A 24,493-nucleotide genomic window follows, 5' to 3' on the forward strand; every position below is an offset into this window, starting at 1 on the left:
CGGCGCAAATGTGTTTGCCTTCCCCGACCGCTGGGGTTGGTAAGGGTGCATATAGAGAAAATCGTTGAATAGTCTAGAGCAATTCCAGCAAAAGTGCGTAGCAGTTTTGCGTCCGGAATTGCGTAAAAATAATGAGTTAGAGCGTTTCAGCGTTTCCGCTAAGAGCGGAAACGCTCTAGACACGGAATTGGCATTTTTGTTGCGACGCAACGCGCTGCCGTTCAGGCTTTCGACGAAGGGGAAATGATGCGGCTGATCGCCGAAAATCTGAGCGGAGAGCGCGGCGGCGAGCCAGTTTTCGAAGATATCGACTTTTTCGTCGAAGACGGCGAGAGCCTTGTAATCACCGGCCCCAACGGTTCGGGCAAGTCGACACTGCTGCGCGTCGTTGCCGGCTTCCTGCCAGCCGCCCGCGGCAGCGTGCGGATCGCCGAGGTAGACGAGACATTTCCAAGCATCGCTTCCGCCTGCCACTATCTCGGTCACCAGAACGCGATGAAAACGGCGCTGACGGTGACGGAGAATCTCGTCTTCTGGCAGCAATTCTGCGGGAAGGGCCGGCTCGACATCGGCGAAGCCCTCGACGCGGTCGGGTTGGACGGTATCGGCCATTTGCCTTTCGGTTATCTCTCCACCGGCCAGCGCCGGCGTGCCGCCATCGCCAAGCTGCTTGTCTCGCATCGACCGCTCTGGCTTCTGGACGAACCGACCGCGGGTCTGGACAAGGCATCGGAACAACGGTTCACCGGCCTGATGGGCACGCATTGTGCGGCCGGCGGTATCGTCATGGCCGCGACCCACCTGCCTCTGGGACTTGAAAGGGCAAAGACCTTGGAGATGGGGAGGCAATCCTGATGCTCGCCCTCTATCTCCGCGACCTCAGATTGGGCATCCGCGCCGGCGGCGGTGCGCTGACCGGTGTCATCTTCTTTCTCGCCGTCATCGCCACCATTCCCTTCGGCGTCGGCCCAGACCTCAACCTGCTCGCCCGCATCGGTCCGGCCATCCTTTGGATCGGCGCTCTGCTCGCCTCCTTGCTTGGCCTTGATCGCTTGTTCCAGGCCGAACGCGAGGACGGCTCGCTCGACCTGCTCGTGCTCAACCGCGATCGCCACATGCTGGCCTTCACCGTCTTCGTCAAATGCCTGGCGCACTGGACAGTCAGCGTGCTGCCGCTGGTCGTGGCCTCGCCCCTGCTCGGCCTGTTCATGAACATAAACCCGACCGGCATCGGCGCCACCGCATTGACCCTGCTGGTCGGCACCCCTGCCATCACCTTCATTGGCGCGGCTGGGGCGGCGGTGGCAGTGGCACTGCCGCGCGGCGGCCTGCTGATTTCGGTACTGGTTCTGCCGATCACCATTCCGGTGCTGATCTTTGGCGTCTCGGCCAGCTACGGCGCCATCAACGACCCCGATCCTTTTTTTCAGCCTTTCCTCATTCTCGCCGCGCTGACGTTGTTTCTGGCGGTGGTTGGACCGGTCGCGGCCGCCCTGGCATTGCGCCACAGCGGCGATTGACGACCCTTCAGGGTGCGGCGCGGCGGCAGATTGCGCTGTCCGGGAGCGGGGGCTAAGGGTAGGCATGATTGCCAAAGGCAAAGAAAGCTGGCGCGCCAGCCGTTGCGCACGAGGCCTCGTATGAGTGCACACGCTCTTTATGTAACCGCCGCCTACGGCATCACCGTCATTGCTTTGGCCGGACTGATCGGCTGGATCCTGCTCGACCAGCGGGCCCGCAATCGGGAACTCGCTGAACTGGAAGCAGCCGGCGTTCGCCGCCGTTCGGACAAGACGGGCAGATCATGAAAGCGGTGCTGTTGTGAGCGACCAGACAGAGGCGCCCGCGCGCCGTCGTTTCAAACCGATTCTGCTGTTGCCGCTGGCGATCTTCCTCGGACTCGCTGGCCTGTTCCTGTCCCAGTTGCTGTCCGGGCGGGATATCTCCGCCATCCCTTCGGCGCTCATCGGTCAGGACGCGCCGGAGACGAACCTGCCGCCACTGGAGGGAAGCAGCTTGCCAGGCCTGGATTCGTCCGAGTTCGAAGGCCAGGTCACGCTGCTCAACGTGTTCGCCTCATGGTGTGTGCCATGCCGCGAGGAGCATCCGGTGCTGATGGGCCTCGCCCAGGACAAGCGCTTCGTGATGGCAGCACTGAATTACAAGGACAAGCCGGAAAATGCCCGCCGCTTCTTCGGCGAACTCGGCAATCCATTCAATGTCATCGGCGTCGATGAAAACGGCCGCGCCGCGATCAACTGGGGTGTCTATGGCGTGCCTGAAACCTTCCTGATCGACAAGGATGGCAAGGTCGCCTTCAAATATGTCGGGCCGCTGACCCCTCAGACCGCCAAGGCACTGCTTCTGCCCGAAATCGAAAAGGCGCTGGCGGCCGACTAAGCCTCGGCGCGAAGGCGCTTTACACCCGCATCTGCCCATCCACCAACTTGACGCATGGTAAGCCTGCTTGGCTGCCTGCCTGATAGGCCGCGACCAGCTTTTCGATTACCTTTCCCGCAATGGCTGCAAGGGAGGGCGCCACAACGGCGCGCGCAGCTTAAAAGGGGAGGGGACTTCGATGCAGGATAGTTCCGCGCTGACGATCTTTCTGCCGCTTGCGCTCGGCGTCATCATGCTGGGCCTCGGCCTGTCGCTGACGCTCCAGGATTTCCGCAACGTTCTCCAGAAACCAAAGGCTGTGATCGTAGCCCTGCTCTGCCAGACGCTGATCCTTCCGCTGGCCTGCCTTGCTCTCGTTTATCTGTTCAAGCTGGAACCCGCCTTGGCTGTCGGCATGATGCTGCTGGCGGCCAGCCCCGGCGGTACATCGGCCAATCTCTACAGCCATCTCGCCGGCGGCGACGTGGCACTCAACATCACGCTGACGGCGATCAACTCGGCGCTGTCGATCGCCACGCTGCCCTTGATCGTCAACTGGTCGCTCGCGCATTTCATGACGGGCGACCAGGCCATCCCGCTGCAGTTCGCGAAGGTCGTCCAGGTGTTCGTCATCGTGCTCGGACCGGTCCTGATCGGCATGTGGCTGCGCAGCCGCTTCCCGGAATTCGCCGCACGCATGGCGCAGCCGGTGAAGATCCTGTCGATGCTGTTCCTGTTCGCGGTGGTTCTGGTGGCGCTTGTCCAGGAGTGGGAAACAGCCGTTACCTGGGGTCCGGTGGTCGGTCTGGCCGCGCTCGCCTTCAACCTTGTCAGCCTGGCGGTCGGCTATTGCGTGCCGCGCGCCACCGGCATCGACCGGCGGCAAGCGACCGCCATCGGCATGGAGATCGGCATCCACAACGGTACGCTGGCGATCGCCATCGCGCTCAGCCCGCTTCTACTTAACAATGCGACGATGGCCGTGCCGGCAGCAATCTATGGGGTCATCGCCTTCGTTACCGCTGCGATCTTCGGCTATTGGCTCAAGCGGGCGCAGACCGACCCGGCCGCCGCACGACACTTGTCCTGATATGCAAAGAACCCGAAAGCCGGCCGGCTTTCGGGTTCCAGACATTTCCGCTGGTGGTCGGTCGAGAACTTTCTCAGCCAGACCGGGGATGAACGGGCTTAGCCGTAGATCTGCCTGCGGACGTTGTAGAGCATCTCGGCGCGATTGCCGTTGAAGTCGGCAAGGTCGCGGTCGGTGAGGCCCTGGATTTCGTTGACGAGCTGGTTGTAGCGCTTGCGCTTGGCCATGCTGTCACGGGCACGGGAAACGAGGTCGAGGATCATGGCGAAATTCCTTCGCTGGTGGCCACTGTTACGCGGCGGTTAGTCCTCCCTTTTCAATTCCACCATGACATAGTTCGTGTGCATTGCAAAACAAGATGCTGCAATGCAGCATTGCGCCTCGCGCATGGCCGGTTAATGCCGAATTAATCGATTGAAGGGCTATTTTTCGGGTTGTTCTTCAACAGAATGCCGCATGATCAACGGCATCTGGCTGAAGGTGAAAACCAGCGTGATCGGCATGATGCCCCACACCTTGAAATAGAGCCAGGTGTTCTCGGAGAAGTTGCGCCACACCACTTCGTTGACCACGGCCAGGAAGAAGAAGAACAGCCCCCATCGGAAAGTGAGCTTGCGCCACCCCTCGGCATCAAGCTTGAAAGCGGTATCGAAGACATAGGCGAGCAGCGACTTGCCGAACAACAGCCCGCCCAGCAGGACGGCCCCGAACAGCGAATTGATGATGGTCGGCTTCATGAAGGCGAAGGTCTTGTCCTGCAGCCAGATCGCCAGCGCACCGAACACGAAAACAACGACCGCCGATACCAGCGGCATGATCGGCAAGCTGCGTGTCAAAAGCCAGGAAACGGTCAGCGAAATCGCGGTCGCTGCCATGAAGAAGGCGGTAGCGATCAGGATCGGCTCGCCGAGCTCTGCCAGCACCGGGAACTTCTGCGCCAGCCACTCGCCGCGCAACGTCACAAAAAAGAAAACGAGACCGGGGCCGAGTTCCAGGAGAAACTTCAGGCCGGGATTCAAGGCCTTCTTGCGCGGGTCGGATGGGTCTTGTTCGAGAATGGGTTCGTTCATCATCTATCCAACGCCGGCGATCGCTTTGGCGAAATCGCTGGCGGAAAAAGGTTCAAGGTCGTCGACCTGCTCGCCGACACCGATAAAGTAGACCGGCAGTTTATGTTTAGCGGCAATTGCGACCAGAATACCGCCGCGCGCCGTGCCGTCCAGCTTCGTCATCACCAGCCCGTTGACGCCGGCGATGTTGCGGAAGATCTCGACCTGGTTGAGCGCGTTCTGGCCTGTGGTCGCGTCCACCGTCTGCAGCACCGTGTGCGGCGCTTCCGGATCGAGCTTGCCCAGAACGCGCACGATCTTTTCCAGCTCCGCCATCAATTCGGCCTTGTTCTGCAGGCGGCCGGCCGTGTCGATGATCAGGACGTCGGAACCGGCCTCCTTGGCCTTCTCGAATGCATCGTAAGCGAGGCCGGCCGCATCGGCGCCGAGCTTGGTGGCAATGACGGGCGATTTGGTGCGTTCCCCCCAGATCTTGAGCTGTTCGATTGCCGCGGCACGGAAGGTATCGCCGGCGGCCAGCATCACCGAAAGTCCGCCATCGGTGAGCTTGGCGGCCAGCTTGCCGATGGTGGTGGTCTTGCCGGTACCGTTAACGCCGACCACGAGGATGACATGCGGCTTGTGCGACAGGTCGAGTTCCAGGGGCTTTGCCACCGGCCCCAGCACCTTTTCCACCTCGGCGGCCATCACCGCGCGCACTTCCGTGTCGGAAACGTCCTTACCGTAGCGGCTGGAGGCCAGCGAGTCGGTGACCCGCAGCGCTGTTTCTACACCAAGGTCGGCGCGGATCAGCACGTCTTCCAGATCCTGCAGCGTCTCCTCATCCAGCTTTCGCTTGGTGAAGACGCCGGCAATATTGCCGCTCAACTCACGCGAAGAACGGGCCAGCCCCTCGCGCATGCGCTGGAACCACGAGCGCTTCGCCACCGGTTCCGGGGCCTTCGCGGGCTCAGCCTTCTGCTCGACCTTCTTGCTGACGGTAACCTTGCCGGCGGTTGAACGGGCTGCGGCCTGCTCCGCAACGGAGACCGGCGGCTCGGGCGCTTCGACCTTGGGTGTTTCCACCGCTTCGGGCGCAACTGCTTCGGATGCCGGCTCGATCTCAGCCGTTTCTACCGCCGCCTCGGTTTCCGCCTGCGGCACCTCCTCGACGACACTCTCAGGCTCGACCGCCGTCGCAGGTTCTTCCTCAGCTTGTTGTGTCTCGGGCTGCTTTTCCGGCTCGGCCCGTTCGACCTCCGGCTCGCTTTCCGGCGCTGCGGAAATTGGCTCGACTGCGGTATCCGCTTCCGGTTCGGGCTTTGCCTCGATTTCGGCGACAGGTTCCGGTTCCACAACAGGCGCAGCGGACTCGGCTACTGCCTCCGCCTGCTCAACTTCGGTTTGAGCGGCGGGAACCTCTTCGGGCTCTTCCGTTGCCGGCTCGGGTAGCTCCGATTCCTGCTCAGGTTCTGCCGTGGATTCCGTCGGCGCTTCTTCCTCGACCGGCTCAGGCGCGGCCTCGACAACTGCCGGCGGTTCAGCAGCAGTCTCGATCGATTCTTCGACAGGCGCCTTGGCTGCAGGCGTCGCTGGTTCGATCTCTTCAGGCTCGGGCGTGACCGGTGCCGGAGCCGGTACGGCTTCAGCATGCTCTTCACGCTTCAGGAAATCAGGGGCTTCCTGCTCGGCGGCAGTCTCGATCGGTTCTTCGTCAGGCGCCTTGGCTTCAGACGCCGCTGGTTCGATTTTTTCTGGCTCAGGCGCGACCGGTTCCGGAGCCGGTATGGCTTCGGCTTGCTCTTCGCGTTTCAGGAAATCGGGGACTTCCTGTTCGGCGGCGGGCTTGAGTGCTTCCAGCGCATCCAGATTGAGCGGCGGGAGCGGGGCGGTCTCGTCGACCTTTTCCTCCACCACTTCCTTCCTGCCGAAGGAAAAGACTTTCTTGATGAACCCGAATGCCATGCGTTCCGCTCGTTTCAGGCTGCGCGTGCAGTCAACGGCGCGGCGTCGAGCCGGGCGCCGTCATGGCCAGTCACCACCGCCTCGATGATTTCGCCGGGCTGACCGGCCGCAATCGCCGCCAACGTAAAGCCCTCGGTGCGGCCGAGACCTTCGCGCTCGATGAGGATCGACTGCGTGGTACCACCCAGGGATGCCAGGTGCCTGGCGTAAGCCGCATCACCCACTGCACGCAGCCGGGCCGCACGGCCCTTCACCACCTCGCGCCGCACCTGCGGCATCCGCGCCGCTGGCGTGCCTTCGCGCGGGCTGAACGGAAAGACGTGCAGATGGGTCAGGCCGCATTCCTCGACGATCGCGATCGAATTCTCGAACATCTCGTCCGTTTCGGTCGGGAAGCCGGCGATGATGTCGGCGCCGAAGACGATCCCTGGCCGCAGCTTTCGCACATCCTCGCAGAACTGGATCGACTGGTCGCGCAGGTGGCGCCGCTTCATGCGCTTGAGGATCATGTCGTCGCCCGATTGCAACGACAGGTGCAGGTGCGGCATCAGCCGGCTTTCTGTGGCGATAGCCTCCAGAAGATCGTCGTCCGCTTCGATGGAATCGATGGACGACAGGCGCAGCCGCTTCACTTCCGGCACCTGGCGCAGGATGGTTTTCACGAGCTTGCCCAACCTCGGCGCGCCCGGCAGATCAGCGCCGTAGCTGGTCATGTCGACGCCGGAAAGCACGATTTCAGCGTAACCGTTGCCGGCCAGCCGCTTGATCTGTTCCACCACGGCACCCATCGGCACCGAGCGCGAATTGCCGCGTCCGTAAGGGATGATGCAGAAGGTGCAGCGGTGATCGCAGCCATTCTGCACCTGCACGAAGGCGCGCGCGCGACCCTCGATGGCATCGACCATATGCGAGGCCGTTTCCTTCACCGACATGATGTCGTTGACGCGGGCCTTTTCGAAATCATTGACGCCGAAGTCCGGCAAGGCGCGGTAGTTATGCGCCTTGAGCTTCTCCTCGTTGCCGAGCACGAGATCGACCTCGCCCATGGCCGAAAAATCCTGCGGCTTGGTCTGGGCGGCGCAGCCGGTAACGATGATGCGGGCCTCAGGGTTCTCGCGCCGTGCTTTGCGAATCGACTGCTTGGCCTGGCGCACCGCTTCGCCGGTGACGGCGCATGTGTTGAAGATGATGGCGCCACCCTTCAGGGCGCCAAGGCCGGCGCTCTCCGCTTCGCGGCGCATCACTTCGGATTCATAGGTATTGAGCCGGCAACCGAAGGTGACGACCTCGATCCCCTTGGCGGGTGTTGCAGGCATCAGGCGGCGCTCTCGGTGTCGCGCGTCCAGGCGCCGTTGGCCGGATCGAAAGTACCGGAGAATTCCCATTCGGCCGGCCCAGTCAGGACGACATTGTCATCGTCGCGCCATTCGACATGCAGTTGGCCGCCCGGCGCGGTGAGATTGATGCTGCGCCCGGTGCGCTTGGTGCGCGCCCCGGCAACCGCCGCGGCGCAGGCGGCGGAGCCGCAGGCCTTGGTCAGACCCGCGCCGCGCTCCCAGGTGCGAATGATCATGCTGTCGGGAGACGTCACCTGGGCAATGCTGATGTTGGCACGCTCCGGGAACATCGGATGGTTTTCCAGCATCGGGCCGAAACGCTCGAGTTCGTAGCTCCAGACGTCGTTATCGACCCAGAAGATCGCATGCGGATTGCCCATCGAAACGGCCGAGGGCGAATGCAGCACCGGCGCATCGATCGGCCCGATCTGCAGTTCGATCATGCGGGTATCGCGAAATTCCTCCGCCAGCGGAATGTCCTGCCAGCCGAAACGCGGCTTGCCCATGTCGACCGAGATCAGCCCGTCGGCATGTTGCTTGGCGTTGAGTATGCCTGCGACGGTCTCGAAGGTGAACATCGTCTCGCCGGTTTCGGCAGCCAGCGCCTGCACCACACAGCGCATGCCGTTGCCGCAGGCCTGCGCCAACGATCCATCCGAATTCAGGATTTCGACGAAATAGGCCGTGCCGGGAGTCTTGGCATCGTAGATCGCCATGATCTGGTCGAAACGCGTCGCGGGGTCGGCATTCAGGGCAAGCGCCGCTGCAGCCGTCACGCGATCGGCGCGACCACGCATGTCGGCAACGATGATCTCGTTGCCGATGCCGTTCATCTTGGCGAAGGGAGCCGCGCCAGCCATAGTGGTCCTGAATTACACGTCTGTTCGGCGCTATATGGCGGAAACAGCCGGAAATTACCAGTCCGCCTGCGGAACGGCTGCGTCAAGTGACGGCAAAGACGCCGAGAAGGATGAGCAGGAACAGGACCAGCACGATGGCGATCAGGATGCGCGCGCCTGTCGCCGCGGCACCAGCCAATGCCGGCATGCCGAGCAAGCTCGCCGCAGCGGCGACAATGAGCAGGATGAGAATCCATTTGATCATTTCGTTACCCTTGCAATCGATGAACCGACCTTGGTCAAACGCTGCTTCGAATGCCGGGTTCCCAGAAATGGCGGGCGGGTGAGGGGTTGGAAGCGCTGCAATCCGTGGTTTCGTCACTGCTTCCGGTTGCGATAAAAATGCAACAGACGTCGACACAAACCCTATTTTAACCATATCGGGTTGAAATTCTGCCGCCTTCGCCGTTTTGGTTGAAGGCGCATTTTCTTTGGACGGCGCCCGTTTCGGGCCGCGGAGGTTGCCATGATCCTGTCGAGATCCGGTCTTGTTGCCGTATCGCTTGCCGCACTTGTTGCCAGCGGCTGTACCAGCACGCGCTTTGGCTCGGAGGAGCCCCAGCCCGCTCCGCTCGAACCGCAGCCTTCCGGCACCGTTTCTTCCAGCCAGCTGCCTCCCCCGGCCACTCCGGCTCCGACCGACGCCTCCAAATTCCCGACGGCGCCGGGCAATAGCCAGGTCGCCTCGCTGCCGCCCGGCGGCGGCACCACCCCGCCAGCCAACGCACCCGATCTCACCGCTTCGGCCATTGCCGGCGTGTGGAGCGCTTCGGTCGCCGGCCAGGGCTGCAAGGTGGCGACGCCACAGACCAAGTTCGGCCAGGGCTACCGCGCCGGTCCGCTGCGCTGCCCGCCGCCGATCGACAACGTCAAGTCGTGGAACGTCGCAGGCAAGCAGCTGACCCTTTACGATCAGGACGGCGGCACGCTGGCCAGGCTCTATTCTTCGAGCCCGACCAAATTCGACGGCCAGACCTCGAACGGCCAGCCGATCTCGCTTTCCAGATAAGACCGGGGATAGGCATCTCCTATCCCTATCCGGTGACCAGAACATCATGCATGTGCGTGACGGCCTCCAGACCCACGTAACCGTCAGGCAGCGCTACGATCATCTGGTCGAGACCGGTGCTATTACGCGCGATCCCATACAGGAACGTATCGTGGGGCGGTTCGACCGCCTCATCGATGAGATCGCCGACAAGCGGCTGGCTCAGAAATCCAGCGCCCTGGGCTGGTTGTTTGCAAAGCGACCCCGCACCCCTGCCGTCGTGAAGGGTCTCTATGTCTATGGCGGCGTCGGCCGCGGTAAGACCATGCTGATGGACCTCTTCTTCGAACTCGTGCCGGTCAGGCGCAAGCGACGTGTCCATTTCAACGACTTCATGACCGACGTGCAGGACCGCATCCAGAAGCACCGGCAGGCCCGCAAGGAAGGCACAGTCAAGGAAGACGATCCGATCCCGCCGGTCGCCAAGGCTCTGGCCGAAGAATCATGGGTGCTGTGTTTCGACGAATTCACGGTCACCGATATTGCCGACGCCATGATCCTCTCGCGGCTGTTTTCCGCGCTGTTCGCCAATGGTGTGGTGCTGGTGGCCACCTCCAATGTGGCGCCCCGCGATCTCTACCGCGACGGCCTCAACCGCCAGCTTTTCCTGCCCTTCATTGCGATCCTGGAACGCCATGCCGATGTGGTGACCCTGGATTCCGACACCGACTACCGGCTGGAAAAACTCAACCGGCTGCCGGTCTACATGTCCCCGCTGGACGAGGACGCCGACCGCAGGATGGACGAAGCCTGGCATGCCGTCACCCGCGGCCATTTCGCCTCTTCTCTGGAGATTCCGCTCAAGGGCCGACATGTGACGGTTCCCCTTGCGGTCGGCTCCTGCGCGCGCTTCTCCTTCGCGGACCTGTGCGACGCACCGCTTGGTGCACGCGATTATCTGGCGATTGCCGGGCGCTTCGACACGATCTTCATCGATCACGTGCCGGTGCTCGACCAGACGCGCCGCAATCCCGCGAAACGTTTCATCCTGCTGGTGGACACGCTGTACGATACGAAGAAGCGCGTGGTGGTGAGTGCCGAAACGACGGCGGACAAACTTTACGCCGGCCGTGCCGGTACAACCGAAGCGTTCGAATTCGACCGCACCGTTTCCCGCCTCATCGAGATGCAGAGCAAGGATTGGCTGGAGGCTTGGTCCGAAAAGCAGGCGAAGCAGGTCGTGGCCGGCTAGAGTTTGTAGACATACATCGCGAATTGCTCCGCCGGTTCGCCGCTTTCCGGCAGGTTCTCATAGAGCGCGCGTGCAGCGATATTGCCCGGCTCGGTCCCGACCCACGCCTCTTCGCACCCGAGTTCGCGGCCAAGCGCGAACATCGCCATAAGCATCCTGCGCGCGATGCCCCGGCGTTGAAACGCGGGCGAAACGCCGACTTCGTCGATGTAAAGTTCGGTCGGTTTGTCAGGATGCCGATGGATCACGGCAGCGCATTGGCCGACGACCAATCCATCCGCCAGGGCCACGATCATCAGATGGCCCGGTGCCGCCAGATAGGCGGCCAGCCTGGCCGGATCGATCGGCTCGTCGAAGACCTCTTCGGCAACCCGTTCGAGGAAGGCGTCATCACCCGGCAACAATCTTCTGATCTCTATGGGCGTCACGCGGGTGTTTCCTTCATAAGCAGGTTCGAATTTTGACGTTTACGTAAATCCAAAACAATCTAACCGATTGAAATATTTAGCCTCAAAATAATCGTTTGAATTTTTTCGACAACGGGACTATTGGGTGCGGCGAAATCTCGCGGGTTTCCCGATCCTACCGGCCTCTCCTCCGACGCCGCAATGGCGCCGTCTTTAGACAAGGGAATTGATCCTCACATGGCACGCAACAAGATAGCGCTCATCGGCTCCGGCATGATTGGCGGCACGCTCGCTCACATGATCGGCCTGAAGGAACTCGGCGACGTCGTCCTGTTCGACATCGCGGAAGGCATTCCTCAGGGCAAGGGACTGGATATCGCAGAATCCTCGCCGGTCGACGGCTTCGACGCCCGCTATGTCGGCGTCAACGACTATGCCGGCATCGAAGGCGCTGACGTGTGCATCGTTACGGCCGGCGTGCCGCGCAAGCCCGGCATGAGCCGCGATGATCTGCTCGGCATCAACCTTAAGGTGATGGAGCAGGTCGGCGCCGGCATCAAGAAATATGCCCCGAACGCTTTCGTCATCTGCATCACCAACCCGCTCGACGCGATGGTCTGGGCGCTGCAGAAGTTCTCCGGCATGCCGAAGAGCCATGTGGTCGGCATGGCCGGCGTGCTGGACTCCGCCCGTTTCCGTTATTTCCTGGCCGAGGAATTCAAGGTTTCGGTCGAAGACGTCAGCGCCATGACGCTCGGCGGTCACGGCGACGACATGGTGCCGATGACCCGCTACTCCACCGTCGCCGGCATTCCGCTGCCGGACCTCATCAAGATGGGCTGGACCAGCCAGGAGAAGCTTGACGCCATCGTCGAACGCACCCGTAAGGGTGGCGGCGAGATCGTTGGCCTGCTCAAGACCGGCTCGGCCTACTACGCTCCGGCCGCCTCGGCGGTTGCCATGGCCGAGAGCTATCTGAAGGACAAGAAGCGTGTGCTGCCTTGCGCCGCCCACCTCAACGGCCAGTACGGGCTCAAGGACACCTATGTCGGCGTGCCGGTGGTGATCGGTGCGGGCGGTGTGGAGCGCATCATCGAACTCGACTTCAACAAGACGGAAGAGAAGATGTTCGAGAAGTCGGTCGAAGCCGTGAAGGGCCTGTGCGAGGCCTGCGTGGCGATCGCGCCGCAACTCGGTCAGAAGTAAGCGGGGTCGGTTCCAATGAACATCCACGAATATCAGGCCAAGCAGGTTCTCAAGGGTTTCGGGGCTCCGGTCGCCGAAGGCGTACCGGTGTTCCAGGCAGGTGACGCGGAAGCGGCCGCCAAGCGCCTGCCCGGACCGCTCTATGTCGTGAAGAGCCAGATCCATGCCGGCGGCCGCGGCAAGGGCAAGTTCAAGGAACTGTCCGCCGATGCCAAGGGCGGCGTGCGGCTGGCCAAGTCGATCGCCGAAGTGGTCTCGAACGTCAACGAAATGCTCGGCCACACGCTGGTGACCAAGCAGACGGGCCCGGCTGGCAAGCAGGTCAACCGCCTCTATATCGAGGACGGCGCCGATATCGATCGCGAACTTTACCTGTCGATCCTGGTCGACCGCTCGGTTGGCCGCGTCGCCTTCGTCGTTTCGACCGAGGGCGGCATGGACATCGAGACCGTCGCGCACGACACGCCGGAAAAGATCGTCACCCTGGCGATCGATCCCGCAAAGGGCGTCACCGGCGATGACGTCGCCAAGCTCAATGAAGCGTTGAAGCTCTCGGGCGATGCGGCCAAGGATGGCGAAACGCTGTTCCCGCTGCTCTACAAGGCTTTCACCGAGAAGGACATGAGCCTGCTCGAGGTCAACCCGCTCATCGTCATGAAGGATGGCCGCCTGCGCGTGCTCGACGCCAAAGTCTCGTTCGACAACAATGCGCTGTTCCGCCATGCCGACATGATGGAACTGCGGGACGAGACCGAAGAGGACGAGAAGGAAATCGAGGCGTCGAAATACGATCTCGCCTATGTCGCGCTCGACGGCAATATCGGCTGCATGGTCAACGGCGCCGGCCTTGCCATGGCGACGATGGACATCATCAAGCTCTACGGCGCCGAGCCCGCCAACTTCCTCGACGTCGGCGGCGGCGCCTCGAAGGAGAAGGTGACGGCCGCCTTCAAGATCATCACCAAGGACCCGGCGGTCGAAGGCATCCTCGTCAACATCTTCGGCGGCATCATGAAATGCGATATCATCGCCGAAGGCGTCGTCGCAGCCGTCAAGGAAGTGGGCCTGAAAGTGCCGCTGGTCGTGCGCCTCGAAGGCACCAATGTCGAGCTCGGCAAGAAGATCATCCGCGAGAGCGGCCTCAACGTCACCCCGGCCGACGATCTCGACGACGCTGCCAAGAAGATCGTGGCGGCGGTGAAGGGCTGAAATCGTGCCTCCCCGCAAGATAAACCTCGTTTCCGCGGCGGACGAGAAGATCGAAAAGGTCTTCGATCCGCATGTCGCGGGTGATGTGAATGACAGTCAGGCCAAGGTCGCCAAGTTCGGCGCCGAGTTCGACTGGCACGCGCATGAAAAAGAGGATGAGGCCTTTCTTGTCCTGCGCGGCAAGATCGCGCTCGATTTCCGTGATGGCGCCGTCGAACTCGACGAGGGCGATTTTCTGGTCGTGCCGCGCGGCGTGGAACATCGCCCACGCTCGCTCACGCACGAGCCGGTGGTGCTGATGTTCGAACCTGCAGCCACGCTGAACACCGGCAACGCCGTGAGCGACCTCACCGTTACCGATCTGAAGCGGCTGTAAGGCAATGAGCAGTACCTCTTCAACGCTTTCACCCGACCACCAGCGCCTGCAGGCGCTGGTCGGCGCGTGGCGCGGCGAGGAAGAGGTCTCGGCCACCCAATGGGCACCGGCCGGCGAGGCAACCGCGGAGATCGTTGCCGAGCCCGAATTCGGCGGCCTGTTCGTGGTGCAGCGCTATCGGCAAAATCGAGACGGCAAGTCGTCTTTTGCTTCGCACAACGTCTTTGGTTTCGATCAGCCGAACGGTGCCTGCACCATGCATCAGTTCGACACCATGGGCTTCGTGCCGGCAGCGCCGGCCACCGGCACCTGGAGCGGCAACGAACTGGCGCTGGTAAAGACCTCGCCGCGCGGAACCGCGCGCGCGACCTACAATTTCGATACCGCCGACAGCTACCGTATGCGCCTGGAATTCAAGGCGTCCGGCAGTGACGTCTGGCAAGACATGGTGAATGGCGTCTACCGGCGCGTTTCACCTTCCTCCATCACCCTCTCGTAAAAAGGTTGGGCATGTCCATTCTCGTCGACAAGAACACCAAAATCCTGGTTCAGGGCCTGACCGGCAAGACCGGCACCTTCCACACCGAACAGGCGCTGGCCTATTACGGCACGCAGATGGTCGGCGGCATCCACCCGAAGAAGGGCGGAGAGACCTGGACCGGTGCCAAAGGTGAAAACCTGCCGATCTTCGCTTCGGTAGCCGAAGGCAAGGAAAGAACAGGCGCTACTGCTTCCGTTGTCTATGTGCCGCCGGCAGGCGCGGCCGAGGCGATCATCGAGGCGATCGACGCCGAGATCCCCCTCATCGTCTGCATCACCGAAGGTATCCCGGTGCTGGACATGGTGCGGGTCAAGGCCCGGCTGGAAAACTCCAGGTCGCGGCTGCTCGGCCCGAACTGCCCCGGCGTCCTGACGCCGGAACAGTGCAAGATCGGCATCATGCCCGGCAACATCTTCAAGAAGGGCTCTGTGGGCGTTGTTTCGCGCTCGGGAACGCTTACGTATGAGGCTGTGTTCCAGACTTCCAATGTTGGCCTCGGCCAGACCACTGCCGTCGGCATCGGCGGCGATCCCGTCAAGGGCACCGAATTCATCGACGTGCTGGAGATGTTCCTGGCCGACGACGAGACCAAATCGATCATCATGATCGGCGAGATCGGCGGTTCGGCCGAGGAAGATGCCGCGCAGTTCCTCAAGGACGAAGCCAAGCGTGGCCGCAAGAAGCCGATGGCCGGTTTCATCGCCGGCCGCACGGCTCCGGCCGGACGCACCATGGGTCACGCCGGCGCGGTGATCTCGGGCGGCAAGGGCGGCGCGGAAGACAAGATCGCAGCGATGGAGGGGGCAGGCATTCGCGTGTCGCCGTCGCCGGCGCGTCTCGGCACGACGCTGGTCGAAGCGATCAAAGGCTAGGGAGTAGCGAATAGGGAATAGTGAGTAGGGAAGCCGAGCCGCAAATCCATCTCACTATTCACTACTCACCACTCACTCTTGAAAGGAGACGGAGCTGAGCTCCGATAAGGCAGATGGCACGACAAGATCAGGCCAACGACCAATTTTCCCTCACCTCGTTCCTCTATGGCGGCAACGCCGACTACATCGACGCGCTTTATGCCGCCTATGAGGACAATCCGGCCTCGGTCGATCCGGAATGGCAGGATTTCTTCGCGGCGTTGAAGGATGATGCTGCCGATGTGCAGAAGAACGCCAAGGGTGCATCCTGGGCGCGTCCTTCCTGGCCGCTGATCGCCAACGGCGAACTGGTTTCCGCGCTCGACGGCAATTGGGGTCTTGTCGAAAAGACCATCGAGAAGAAGGTCAAGGAGAAGGCCGCGACCAATGGCGTCGCCATCTCCGAGGCCGATGTCCATCAGCAGACCCGCGATTCCGTACGCGCCATCATGATGATCCGCGCCTTCCGCATGCGCGGCCACCTGCACGCGAATCTCGACCCGCTCGGCATCGCCAACCCGCTCGAGGACTACAACGAGCTGTCGCCTGAGAACTACGGCTTCACGGAAGCCGACTACGATCGGCCGATCTTCCTCGACAACGTGCTGGGCCTCGAGTTCGGCACCATCCGGCAGATGCTGGAGATCCTGACGCGCACCTATTGCTCGACGCTGGGCGTCGAGTTCATGCACATCTCCGACCCTGAGGAAAAGGCCTGGATCCAGGCCCGCATCGAAGGTGCCGACAAGGAGATCTCCTTCACTGCCGAGGGCAAGAAGGCCATCCTGCAGAAGCTGGTCGAGGCCGAAGGCTTCGAGCAGTTCCTCGACGTGAAATACAAGGGCACCAAGCGTTTCGGCCTCGACGGCGGCGAGTCGCTGATCCCGGCGCTGGAACAGATCCTCAAGCGCGGCGGCTCGCTTGGCCTCAAGGAGGTCGTGCTCGGCATGGCCCACCGCGGTCGCCTCAACGTGCTGTCACAGGTGATGGCGAAGCCCCACCGCGCCATCTTCCACGAGTTCAAGGGCGGCTCCTACGCACCCGACGACGTCGAGGGCTCGGGCGACGTGAAGTATCACCTCGGTGCTTCTTCGGACCGCGAATTCGACGGCAACAAGGTGCACCTGTCGCTGACGGCCAACCCTTCGCATCTGGAAATCGTCGACCCGGTGGTGATGGGCAAGGCCCGCGCCAAACAGGACCAGTTTGCCGGCCGCGAACGCGGCGAGATCGTGCCGCTGTCGGAACGCGCGAAGGTCATGCCGCTCTTGCTGCATGGCGATGCCGCCTTTGCCGGCCAGGGCGTGATTGCCGAGATCCTCGGCCTGTCGGGTCTGCGCGGTCACCGCGTTGCCGGCACGCTGCATTTCATCATCAACAACCAGATCGGTTTCACCACGAACCCGCGTTTCTCGCGCTCGTCGCCCTATCCATCCGATGTGGCGAAGATGATCGAGGCGCCGATCTTCCACGTCAACGGCGACGATCCGGAAGCGGTGGTGTTCGCCGCGAAGGTGGCGACCGAGTTCCGCATGAAGTTCCACAAGCCGGTGGTTGTGGACATGTTCTGCTACCGCCGCTTCGGCCACAATGAAGGTGACGAGCCGGCCTTCACGCAGCCTCTCATGTACCGCAAGATCCGCACGCAGAAGACTGCTGTGCAGCTTTATGCCGACCGCCTGATTACCGAAGGCCATATGGCCCAGGCCGACTTCGACAAGATGAAGGCCGACTGGCGAGCGCATCTGGAAACCGAATGGGAAGTCGGCCAGGCCTACAAGCCGAACAAGGCCGATTGGCTCGACGGCGCCTGGTCCGGCCTGCGTTCGGCGGACCAGCAGGATGAACTGCGTCGCGGCAAGACCGCCGTGCCGGTCAAGACGCTGAAGGAAATCGGCAAGAAGCTGACCGAGGTGCCGAAGGACTTCGAAGCACACAAGACCATCGCGCGCTTCCTCGAAAACCGCCGGCAGGCCATCGAGACTGGCGAAGGCATCGACTGGTCGACTGCCGAGGCATTGGCCTTCGGCGCGATCCTGCTCGACGGCAACCCGATTCGTCTTTCCGGCCAGGACTCGGAGCGCGGCACCTTCTCGCAGCGGCACTCGGTGCTCTACGATCAGCGCGACGAGACCCGCTATATTCCGCTGAACAACCTGTCGCCGGCACAAGCGGGCTACGAGGTCATCAATTCGATGCTCTCGGAAGAGGCCGTGCTTGGTTTCGAATACGGCTATTCGCTGGCCGAGCCGAAGGCGCTGACCTTGTGGGAGGCCCAGTTCGGCGACTTCGCCAACGGTGCCCAGGTCGTGTTCGACCAGTTCATCTCGTCGGGCGAGCGCAAGTGGTTGCGCATGTCCGGTCTCGTCTGCCTGCTGCCGCACGGCTATGAGGGACAGGGTCCGGAGCACTCTTCGGCACGCCTCGAGCGCTTCCTGCAGCTCTGCGCCGAAGACAACATGCAAGTCGCCAACTGCACGACGCCGGCCAACTATTTCCACATCCTGCGCCGGCAGCTGAAGCGCGATTTCCGCAAGCCGCTGATCCTGATGACGCCGAAGTCGCTGCTGCGCCACAAGCGCGCGGTCTCGACCATCGCCGAACTGTCGGGCGAAAGCTCGTTCCACCGTCTCCTGTGGGACGATGCCCAGCTGTTGCAGAACCAGGCGATCAAGCTGGTCAAGGATTCGAAGATCCGCCGCGTCGTTCTGTGCACCGGCAAGGTCTATTACGACCTTTATGAGGAACGCGAAAAGCGCGGCATCGACGACATCTACCTGCTGCGCGTCGAACAGCTCTATCCGTTCCCGGCCAAGGCGCTGATCACCGAACTGTCCCGCTTCCGCAACGCGGAGATGGTGTGGTGCCAGGAGGAGCCCAAGAACATGGGCGCCTGGTCGTTCATCGACCCGTATCTGGAATGGGTGCTCGCCCATATCGACGCCAAGCACCAGCGCGTGCGCTACACTGGCCGCCCGGCTGCTGCTTCGCCGGCCACCGGCCTGATGTCGAAGCATCTGGCACAATTGGCTGCTCTTCTCGAAGACGCGCTCGGCGGCTGAGCCGGGCTGAAACCGAACCCAACCGACAACAACGGACAGGCACATGGCTACCGAAATCAAAGTCCCGACACTCGGCGAGTCGGTCACCGAAGCGACCATCGGCAAGTGGTTCAAGAAAGTTGGCGATGCCATTGCCGTCGACGAGCCGCTGGTTGAACTGGAAACCGACAAGGTGACGGTGGAAGTGCCCGCTCCCGCGGCCGGCACGCTGGCAGAGATCACGGTGAAGGAAGGCGAGACGGTCGGCGTCGGCGCTCTGCTTGGCACGATCGGCGCCGGCGCGGCTGCCCCTGCCACCAAGCCGGAGGCGGTCGCTCAGGCTTCCGCGCCAACCGCCGCCTCGACGGTCAAGGAAGCCGCCGCGCAGAGCGACAAGATTGCCGGCGAAGGCCCGATCGAAGCGCGCACCATGCCGCCGGCGCCGAGCGCCGCCAAGCTGCTCGCCGAAAGCAACATCGCCGTCGACCAGGTGTCGGGTTCCGGCAAGCGCGGCCAGGTGCTGAAGGGCGACGTGCTCGACGCCATCGCCAAGGGCGCGCCGTCCCAGCCCGTGGAAACACCAAAGGTGCCTGCCGCAGCGCGCGCGCCGTCGGCGGAAGGCGATGCCGTGCGCGAGGAACGCGTGCGCATGACCAAGCTGCGCCAGACCATCGCACGGCGCCTGAAGGATGCGCAGTCGACCGCTGCCATGCTCACCACCTTCAACGAGGTGGACATGAAGGCGGTGATGGACCTGCGCGCCAGGTACAAGGACATCTTCGAGAAGAAGCATGGCGTGAAGCTCGGCTTCATGGGCTTCTTCACCAAGGCAGTGACCCATGCGTTGAAGGAAATCCCGGCGGTCAACGCCGAGATCGACGGCACCGACATCATCTACAAGAACTACGCCCATATCGGCGTGGCGGTCGGCACCGACAAGGGCCTCGTCGTGCCGGTGGTGCGTGACGCGGACGCCATGTCGATCGCCGAGATCGAGAAGGAAATCGGCCGCCTCGGCATCGCCGCGCGCGACGGCAAGCTTTCGGTCGCCGACATGCAGGGCGGCACCTTCACGATTTCCAACGGTGGCGTTTACGGCTCGCTGATGTCGACGCCGATCCTGAACGCACCGCAGTCGGGCATCCTCGGCATGCACAAGATCCAGGAGCGTCCGATGGTGGTCGGCGGTCAGATCGTCATCCGCCCGATGATGTATCTTGCGCTCTCCTACGATCACCGCATCGTCGACGGCAAGGAAGCCGTGACCTTCCTGGTGCGCGTCAAGGAAAGCCTGGAGGATCCGGAACGCCTGGTGTTGGATCTGTAATCTGATTTCCGATCCCGCGCGGAGAAGCTACAACGGCTACAGGAACCTGCTGTGCGGGCGCCTGTAGCCAAGGGAGACTGACGTGGAAATCGCGGCCGCATCCGCTGAAATTACAGTACTCGGCCTGAGCGTTATCTTCCTGCTGGTCCATATTCTGGTTCAGGCCCTGTCGCTCGACCTGTCGAGCGATCTCGGCCTGAAATATCTGCTTGGTCCGCGCGATCAGCCGAAGGAACCGAACAATGTTCTGCCCGGCCGGCTGAAGCGTGCGCTGAGCAACCTGCTGGAGACCTATCCGGCCTTTGTCGGCCTGGCCCTTGCCCTTGCCGTCACCGGCAAGACCGGCGGCCTTGGCGCGACCGGCGCGTGGCTCTGGTTTGCAGCGCGCATCGTGTATGTATTCCTTTACGCGGCCGGTGTTCCGGTGCTGCGTACACTCGTCTGGTTTGTCTCCATCCTTGGCCTTGCGCTGATGGTGGTCAGGCTGATGGCCTAGGCCGATCGCAACAAGGGCACCGACCGATGCACTACGTCTATGAGTTTCTCGGCCTGATGGCGGTCTTTTCGGTGCTGGTGGTTTCGCCCGGCGCCGACTTCCTGCTGGTGGTGCGCCAAAGTCTGGTTCATGGCCGGCGCGCGGCCATCGTCACCAGCTTCGGCATCGGTGCCTCGCTTCTGTTTCACATCGGCTACACGATCCTTGGCATCGGCATCATCGTCGCCCAGTCGCTGTTCCTGTTCGGCCTGCTGAAATGGGCGGGTGCCGCCTACCTGGTCTATCTCGGCTGGAAATCGCTGCGCGCTGACGCGTTCGAGATGCCGGATCAAAAGGCGACTGCACAGCCCGCGCAGGCCGCGCCGCCTTCGGCCCTGCGCTGCTTCCTGATCGGCTTCGCCACCAATGCCTTGAATCCCAAGCCGGTGCTGTTCTTCCTGTCGCTGTTCACGGCCCTGGTCAGCCATGACACGCCAGCCACGATCCAGGCCGCCTACGGCCTGCTGATGACGGCAACGCTGATCCTGTGGTTCGTCGGCGTTTCAACCTTCTTCACGGTTGCCTCGGTCAGGCAGCGCTTTGTCGCCTGGGGCCGCTGGTTCAACCGCGTCACCGGCGTGATCTTCATCGGCCTCGGCGTGCGTCTGGCAACACAGCAGGCGAACTGAGCATCATGCGACTGCCCGCCTTGATCCCTTCTCTGGCTCTGCTTGGCGCCTCTCCGGCGCTGGCGGCGTGTCCGATCGAGCTTGCCGTCTATGGCGAGCGCGAGCAGGTGGCCGAGATCGATTTCCGGCCATCCATGGGCTCAGCCACGACCACCAACAGTTTCAAGATGGTGCTGGGCAACGATATCGTGCTGGACGGCGTGGTGTTGTGGAGCAGCGATGCCGCCCGCCCGCATGGTACACTCATGCACCAGTGCCCGGAAGGCGATGTCACCGGCGAGGAACTTGCGGCCTGCACCGTCTGGGAAGGTGTGATCTACACGGCGGATGCCGCTGGCGCGGTCGATCTCCTGCCCAACGAGCACAAGGACGCGCCCGGCACGTTGATCTTTCCCGATCTCGCGGGACAGCTCGCCCGTTCGGCGATTCACGACAAGCTGCCCAAACTGCCCTGGGATGTCTTTGCCATGAAAGGATGCCAGGAATGACCGCTTCCGAAAGAACCCTGCTTGTCACGGGCGGCAGTCGCGGCATCGGCGCTGCGGTGTGCCGGCTGGCGACCGTGGCCGGTTATCGCGTGGCGGTGAATTACGCTTCCAATGAAACCGCAGCCGAGGCACTGGTTGCCGAAATCAAAGCTGGTGGCGGCAAGGCTTTTGCCGTGAAGGGCGATGTCGGCAACGAAGCCGACGTGACCGCGATGTTCGAAGCCGTCGACAAGACCTTCGGCAGGCTCGACGCCTTCGTCAACAACGCCGGCGTGGTCGACCGCAAGGCGCGCGTCGACGAAATGAGCGTCGAACGCCTTGAGCGCATGATGCGCATCAACGTCATCGGGTCGATCCTCTGCGCCCGCGAGGCGGTCAAGCGCATGTCGACGCTGCGCGGCGGCAAAGGCGGTTCGATCGTCAACCTCTCCTCGGCCGCGGCGATGCTCGGCTCACCTGGCGAATATGTCGACTATGCCGCTTCCAAAGGCGCCATCGACACCTTCACCATCGGCCTCGCCCGCGAAGTGGCCAATGAAGGCGTACGCGTCAATGCCGTGCGGCCGGGCATCATCGATACTGAAATCCATGCCTCCGGCGGTCAGCCGGGACGGGTCGCGGCGATCCGCGACACCGTGCCGATGAAGCGCGAAGGCAAGGCTGAAGAAGTCGCCCATGCCGTGCTCTGGCTTTTGTCGGACGCGGCATCATATACGACGGGCTCCATTGTGAACGTAAGCGGCGGCCGCTGACCGCCAGGCAGGAAGGATAAGATCATGGCTTATGATGTCGTCGTTATCGGATCTGGCCCTGGAGGCTATGTGTGCGCCATCAAGGCCGCGCAGCTTGGCCTGAAGACGGCCGTGGTCGAGAAGCGCGAGACCTACGGCGGCACCTGCCTCAACATCGGCTGCATCCCATCCAAGGCGCTGCTGCATGCTTCCGAAATGCTGGCAGAAGCGCAGCATTCCTTCGATACGCTCGGCGTCGAGGTCGGCACCCCGAAGCTCAATCTGAAGAAGATGCTGGCGCACAAGGACGCGACCGTCGCCTCCAACGTCAACGGCGTCGCCTTCCTGTTCAAGAAGAACAAGATCGATGCCTTCCGCGGCACCGGCAAGGTGGTGTCGGCCGGCAAGGTCTCCGTCACCGGCGAAGACGGCAAGGTGCAGGAAATCGAGGCGAAGAACATCGTCATCGCCACCGGCTCCGACGTCGCCGGCATTCCGGGCGTGAAGGTCGATATCGACGAGAAGGTCATCGTCTCCTCCACCGGCGCGCTGTCGCTGGAGAAGGTGCCTGGCCATCTTGTCGTGGTCGGCGGCGGTGTCATCGGCCTGGAGCTCGGTTCGGTCTGGGGGCGCCTGGGCGCCAAGGTCACCGTGGTCGAATATCTCGACACCATCCTCGGCGGCATGGATGGCGAAGTGTCCAAGCAGTTCCAGCGCATGCTGGCCAAGCAGGGTTTCGACTTCAAGCTCGGTGCCAAGGTGACGGCCGTCGCCAAGGCCAAGAAGGGCGCGACGGTGACCTTCGAGCCGGTCAAGGGTGGCGCTGCCGAAACCATCGAGGCCGATGCGGTGCTGATCGCCACGGGACGCCGTCCCTACACCGATGCGCTCGACCTCAAGGAGGCCGGCGTGGAAGTGGACGAGCGCGGCCGCGTCAAGACCGATGGTCATCTGCGCACCAATGTGCCGGGCATCTATGCGATCGGCGACGTGGTGGCCGGTCCGATGCTGGCGCACAAGGCCGAGGACGAGGGTGTCGCCGTGGCTGAGACCATTGCCGGCCAGGCCGGTCATGTGAACTACGACGTCATTCCGAGCGTTGTCTACACAAGCCCTGAAGTGGCCTCCGTCGGCAAGACCGAGGAAGAACTGAAGAAGGCCGGTATCGACTACAAGATCGGCAAGTTCCCGTTCACGGCCAATGGCCGCGCGCGTGCCATGCTGCACACCGACGGTTTCGTGAAGATCCTGGCGGACAAGGCGAGTGACCGCGTGCTCGGCGTGCACATTCTGGGCTTCGGTGCCGGCGAGATGATCCACGAGGCGACCGTGCTGATGGAATTCGGCGGTTCGTCGGAAGATCTCGCCCGGACCTGCCATGCGCATCCGACCATGTCGGAGGCGGTCAAGGAAGCAGCACTCGCCACCTTCTTCAAGCCGATCCATCTCTAGAGCGTTTCCGTTTTCCACGGAAACGCGGAAACACTCTAACTCTTTGTTTTTACGCAATTCCGGACGGAAAACCGTTACACACTTTTCCTGGAATTGCTTTGAGTGGCGCGGCTGCGCCGCAGCCGTCCGATCAAACGAAAACGGCCCGCCAGAAGGCGGGCCGTTTTCGTTTCATGACATCCCCGGTTATTGGGCCGGAGCGGCCGGAGCCGGATTTGCTGGAGCCGGAGCAGGTTCTGCAGGCTTCGCGGGCTCGGCAGGCGCTGGTTCTGCTGGCTTGGCCGGTTCAGCGGAAGGCGCAGGCGCTGGAGCCGGCGTGCTGGCCGCCGGAGCTTCGGCAGGTGCCGGAGCCTCCCCACCGCTACGGCCGAAGACGAAATACGCGACGACGGCCAGAACGACGATAACGAGAGCGATCAGCCAGCCGCTGCCGCCACCACCAGAGCTTGGAGAGCTGTTGGATGAATCCGCCATGGAAGTCCTCCTGGGAGAAAGTTATCAATCAACGCCAATCGACGCGCAACGCGTGATTGTGTTTTGAATCTAGAAGCCGCAAGGCGTCAAAACAACGACAGTGACGTTAAAATCGGCAAATCACCCAGCTTTTTTGCCCTGAAACAGGGCAAAATTGATATATTCAAATTGATAGCCGGCTTTTTACTATCGAAAATTGTGCAGTCG

27 protein-coding genes are annotated in these 24,493 nt (G+C 62.4%); 19 read left to right on the forward strand and 8 right to left on the reverse strand.

The features are described from left to right. The first annotated feature begins 246 nt into the window (after positions 1-246). From ccmA to ACFWXH_RS20505, 5 genes are all read left to right on the forward strand, one after another. Complete coding sequence (gene ccmA, locus ACFWXH_RS20485; protein WP_379123308.1) at positions 247-855, forward strand: heme ABC exporter ATP-binding protein CcmA; 609 nt, start codon at positions 247-249, stop codon at positions 853-855. Next, positions 855-1,520 (forward strand): heme exporter protein CcmB, encoded by a 666-nt coding sequence (gene ccmB / locus ACFWXH_RS20490; RefSeq protein ID WP_379123211.1) that lies wholly within the window; start codon positions 855-857, stop codon positions 1,518-1,520. Before ccmA ends, ccmB begins: the two co-directional genes overlap by 1 nt. A gap of 120 nt (positions 1,521-1,640) precedes the next feature. Beyond that, complete coding sequence (ccmD, locus tag ACFWXH_RS20495) at positions 1,641-1,808, forward strand: heme exporter protein CcmD (RefSeq protein ID WP_054310401.1); 168 nt, start codon at positions 1,641-1,643, stop codon at positions 1,806-1,808. Positions 1,809-1,821: 13 nt separating this feature from the next. After that, positions 1,822-2,400, forward strand: coding sequence for a DsbE family thiol:disulfide interchange protein (locus ACFWXH_RS20500; RefSeq protein WP_054310402.1), 579 nt, complete (start codon positions 1,822-1,824; stop codon positions 2,398-2,400). 178 nt (positions 2,401-2,578) lie between these two features. Beyond that, positions 2,579-3,469, forward strand: coding sequence for a bile acid:sodium symporter family protein (locus ACFWXH_RS20505; RefSeq protein ID WP_379123212.1), 891 nt, complete (start codon positions 2,579-2,581; stop codon positions 3,467-3,469). 98 nt (positions 3,470-3,567) lie between these two features. Here the strand turns inward: ACFWXH_RS20505 and ACFWXH_RS20510 are convergent, their stop codons facing one another. The 6 genes from ACFWXH_RS20510 to ACFWXH_RS20535 all read right to left on the reverse strand — a co-directional run bounded on the left by ACFWXH_RS20510 (position 3,568) and on the right by ACFWXH_RS20535 (position 8,924). Further along, positions 3,568-3,732: a hypothetical protein gene (locus tag ACFWXH_RS20510; RefSeq protein WP_162839663.1), complete on the reverse strand. Its 165-nt coding sequence runs from the start codon at positions 3,730-3,732 to the stop codon at positions 3,568-3,570. A 159-nt stretch (positions 3,733-3,891) separates the two neighbouring features. Beyond that, entirely contained in the window at positions 3,892-4,539 is a 648-nt protein-coding gene (locus tag ACFWXH_RS20515; RefSeq protein WP_054310503.1) for a septation protein A, read from the reverse strand. A 3-nt stretch (positions 4,540-4,542) separates the two neighbouring features. Beyond that, on the reverse strand, positions 4,543-6,483 hold the full coding sequence (gene ftsY, locus ACFWXH_RS20520) for a signal recognition particle-docking protein FtsY (RefSeq protein ID WP_379123213.1): 1,941 nt from the start codon (positions 6,481-6,483) through the stop codon (positions 4,543-4,545). Positions 6,484-6,497: 14 nt separating this feature from the next. After that, on the reverse strand, positions 6,498-7,799 hold the full coding sequence (mtaB, locus tag ACFWXH_RS20525; protein ID WP_379123214.1) for a tRNA (N(6)-L-threonylcarbamoyladenosine(37)-C(2))-methylthiotransferase MtaB: 1,302 nt from the start codon (positions 7,797-7,799) through the stop codon (positions 6,498-6,500). Further along, entirely contained in the window at positions 7,799-8,680 is an 882-nt protein-coding gene (gene dapF, locus ACFWXH_RS20530) for a diaminopimelate epimerase (protein WP_379123215.1), read from the reverse strand. Before dapF ends, mtaB begins: the two co-directional genes overlap by 1 nt. Before the next feature lie 82 nt (positions 8,681-8,762). Continuing rightward, a complete protein-coding gene (locus ACFWXH_RS20535) occupies positions 8,763-8,924 on the reverse strand; it encodes a DUF1328 domain-containing protein (RefSeq protein ID WP_379123216.1) in 162 nt (53 codons plus the stop codon). 261 nt (positions 8,925-9,185) lie between these two features. Between ACFWXH_RS20535 and ACFWXH_RS20540 the strand changes: the two genes are divergently transcribed. Together ACFWXH_RS20540 and zapE are read left to right on the forward strand one after the other, a co-directional pair. After that, the gene (locus ACFWXH_RS20540) at positions 9,186-9,728 is read left to right on the forward strand and encodes an AprI/Inh family metalloprotease inhibitor (protein WP_379123217.1); all 543 of its coding nucleotides are present in this window, start codon (positions 9,186-9,188) and stop codon (positions 9,726-9,728) included. 46 nt (positions 9,729-9,774) lie between these two features. After that, positions 9,775-10,959, forward strand: coding sequence for a cell division protein ZapE (gene zapE / locus ACFWXH_RS20545; RefSeq protein ID WP_379123218.1), 1,185 nt, complete (start codon positions 9,775-9,777; stop codon positions 10,957-10,959). Here the strand turns inward: zapE and ACFWXH_RS20550 are convergent. Then, a complete protein-coding gene (locus tag ACFWXH_RS20550; RefSeq protein WP_379123219.1) occupies positions 10,956-11,387 on the reverse strand; it encodes a GNAT family N-acetyltransferase in 432 nt (143 codons plus the stop codon). The genes zapE and ACFWXH_RS20550 overlap by 4 nt on opposite strands. A 216-nt stretch (positions 11,388-11,603) precedes the next feature. On the opposite strand from ACFWXH_RS20550, the gene mdh reads away from it, so the two are divergent. The 12 genes from mdh (at position 11,604) to lpdA (ending at position 23,812) form a co-directional block, all read left to right on the forward strand. Further along, positions 11,604-12,572, forward strand: a complete 969-nt coding sequence (gene mdh / locus ACFWXH_RS20555; protein ID WP_379123220.1) for a malate dehydrogenase — start codon at positions 11,604-11,606, stop codon at positions 12,570-12,572. Between the two features lie 15 nt (positions 12,573-12,587). Further along, positions 12,588-13,781, forward strand: coding sequence for an ADP-forming succinate--CoA ligase subunit beta (gene sucC, locus ACFWXH_RS20560; RefSeq protein ID WP_379123221.1), 1,194 nt, complete (start codon positions 12,588-12,590; stop codon positions 13,779-13,781). Positions 13,782-13,785: 4 nt separating this feature from the next. Continuing rightward, positions 13,786-14,157, forward strand: coding sequence for a cupin domain-containing protein (locus tag ACFWXH_RS20565; protein WP_054310411.1), 372 nt, complete (start codon positions 13,786-13,788; stop codon positions 14,155-14,157). Positions 14,158-14,161: 4 nt separating this feature from the next. After that, complete coding sequence (locus ACFWXH_RS20570) at positions 14,162-14,656, forward strand: DUF1579 family protein (protein WP_379123222.1); 495 nt, start codon at positions 14,162-14,164, stop codon at positions 14,654-14,656. Between the two features lie 11 nt (positions 14,657-14,667). Continuing rightward, positions 14,668-15,570 carry a succinate--CoA ligase subunit alpha gene (gene sucD / locus ACFWXH_RS20575; RefSeq protein WP_379123223.1) on the forward strand — a complete coding sequence of 301 codons (903 nt, stop codon included), beginning with the start codon at positions 14,668-14,670 and terminating at the stop codon, positions 15,568-15,570. A gap of 113 nt (positions 15,571-15,683) precedes the next feature. Next, on the forward strand, positions 15,684-18,671 hold the full coding sequence (locus ACFWXH_RS20580) for a 2-oxoglutarate dehydrogenase E1 component (RefSeq protein WP_379123224.1): 2,988 nt from the start codon (positions 15,684-15,686) through the stop codon (positions 18,669-18,671). A gap of 43 nt (positions 18,672-18,714) precedes the next feature. Further along, on the forward strand, positions 18,715-19,977 hold the full coding sequence (odhB, locus tag ACFWXH_RS20585; RefSeq protein WP_379123225.1) for a 2-oxoglutarate dehydrogenase complex dihydrolipoyllysine-residue succinyltransferase: 1,263 nt from the start codon (positions 18,715-18,717) through the stop codon (positions 19,975-19,977). A gap of 82 nt (positions 19,978-20,059) precedes the next feature. Further along, positions 20,060-20,473 carry an MAPEG family protein gene (locus tag ACFWXH_RS20590; protein WP_379123226.1) on the forward strand — a complete coding sequence of 138 codons (414 nt, stop codon included), beginning with the start codon at positions 20,060-20,062 and terminating at the stop codon, positions 20,471-20,473. 26 nt (positions 20,474-20,499) lie between these two features. Further along, positions 20,500-21,141 carry a LysE family translocator gene (locus ACFWXH_RS20595; RefSeq protein WP_379123227.1) on the forward strand — a complete coding sequence of 214 codons (642 nt, stop codon included), beginning with the start codon at positions 20,500-20,502 and terminating at the stop codon, positions 21,139-21,141. Between the two features lie 5 nt (positions 21,142-21,146). Further along, entirely contained in the window at positions 21,147-21,629 is a 483-nt protein-coding gene (locus ACFWXH_RS20600) for a hypothetical protein (RefSeq protein WP_379123228.1), read from the forward strand. Beyond that, on the forward strand, positions 21,626-22,381 hold the full coding sequence (locus tag ACFWXH_RS20605; protein WP_379123229.1) for an SDR family oxidoreductase: 756 nt from the start codon (positions 21,626-21,628) through the stop codon (positions 22,379-22,381). The genes ACFWXH_RS20600 and ACFWXH_RS20605 overlap by 4 nt, the downstream gene beginning before the upstream one ends. Positions 22,382-22,405: 24 nt before the next feature. Further along, positions 22,406-23,812: a dihydrolipoyl dehydrogenase gene (lpdA, locus tag ACFWXH_RS20610; RefSeq protein WP_379123230.1), complete on the forward strand. Its 1,407-nt coding sequence runs from the start codon at positions 22,406-22,408 to the stop codon at positions 23,810-23,812. 186 nt (positions 23,813-23,998) lie between these two features. On the opposite strand, the gene ACFWXH_RS20615 is transcribed toward lpdA, so the two are convergent. Further along, complete coding sequence (locus tag ACFWXH_RS20615) at positions 23,999-24,286, reverse strand: hypothetical protein (RefSeq protein ID WP_054310422.1); 288 nt, start codon at positions 24,284-24,286, stop codon at positions 23,999-24,001. Between the last annotated feature and the right edge of the window lie 207 nt (positions 24,287-24,493).

Source organism: Mesorhizobium sp. NPDC059054 (genome assembly GCF_042739215.1).
Taxonomy (GTDB): Bacteria; Pseudomonadota; Alphaproteobacteria; order Rhizobiales; family Rhizobiaceae; genus Mesorhizobium.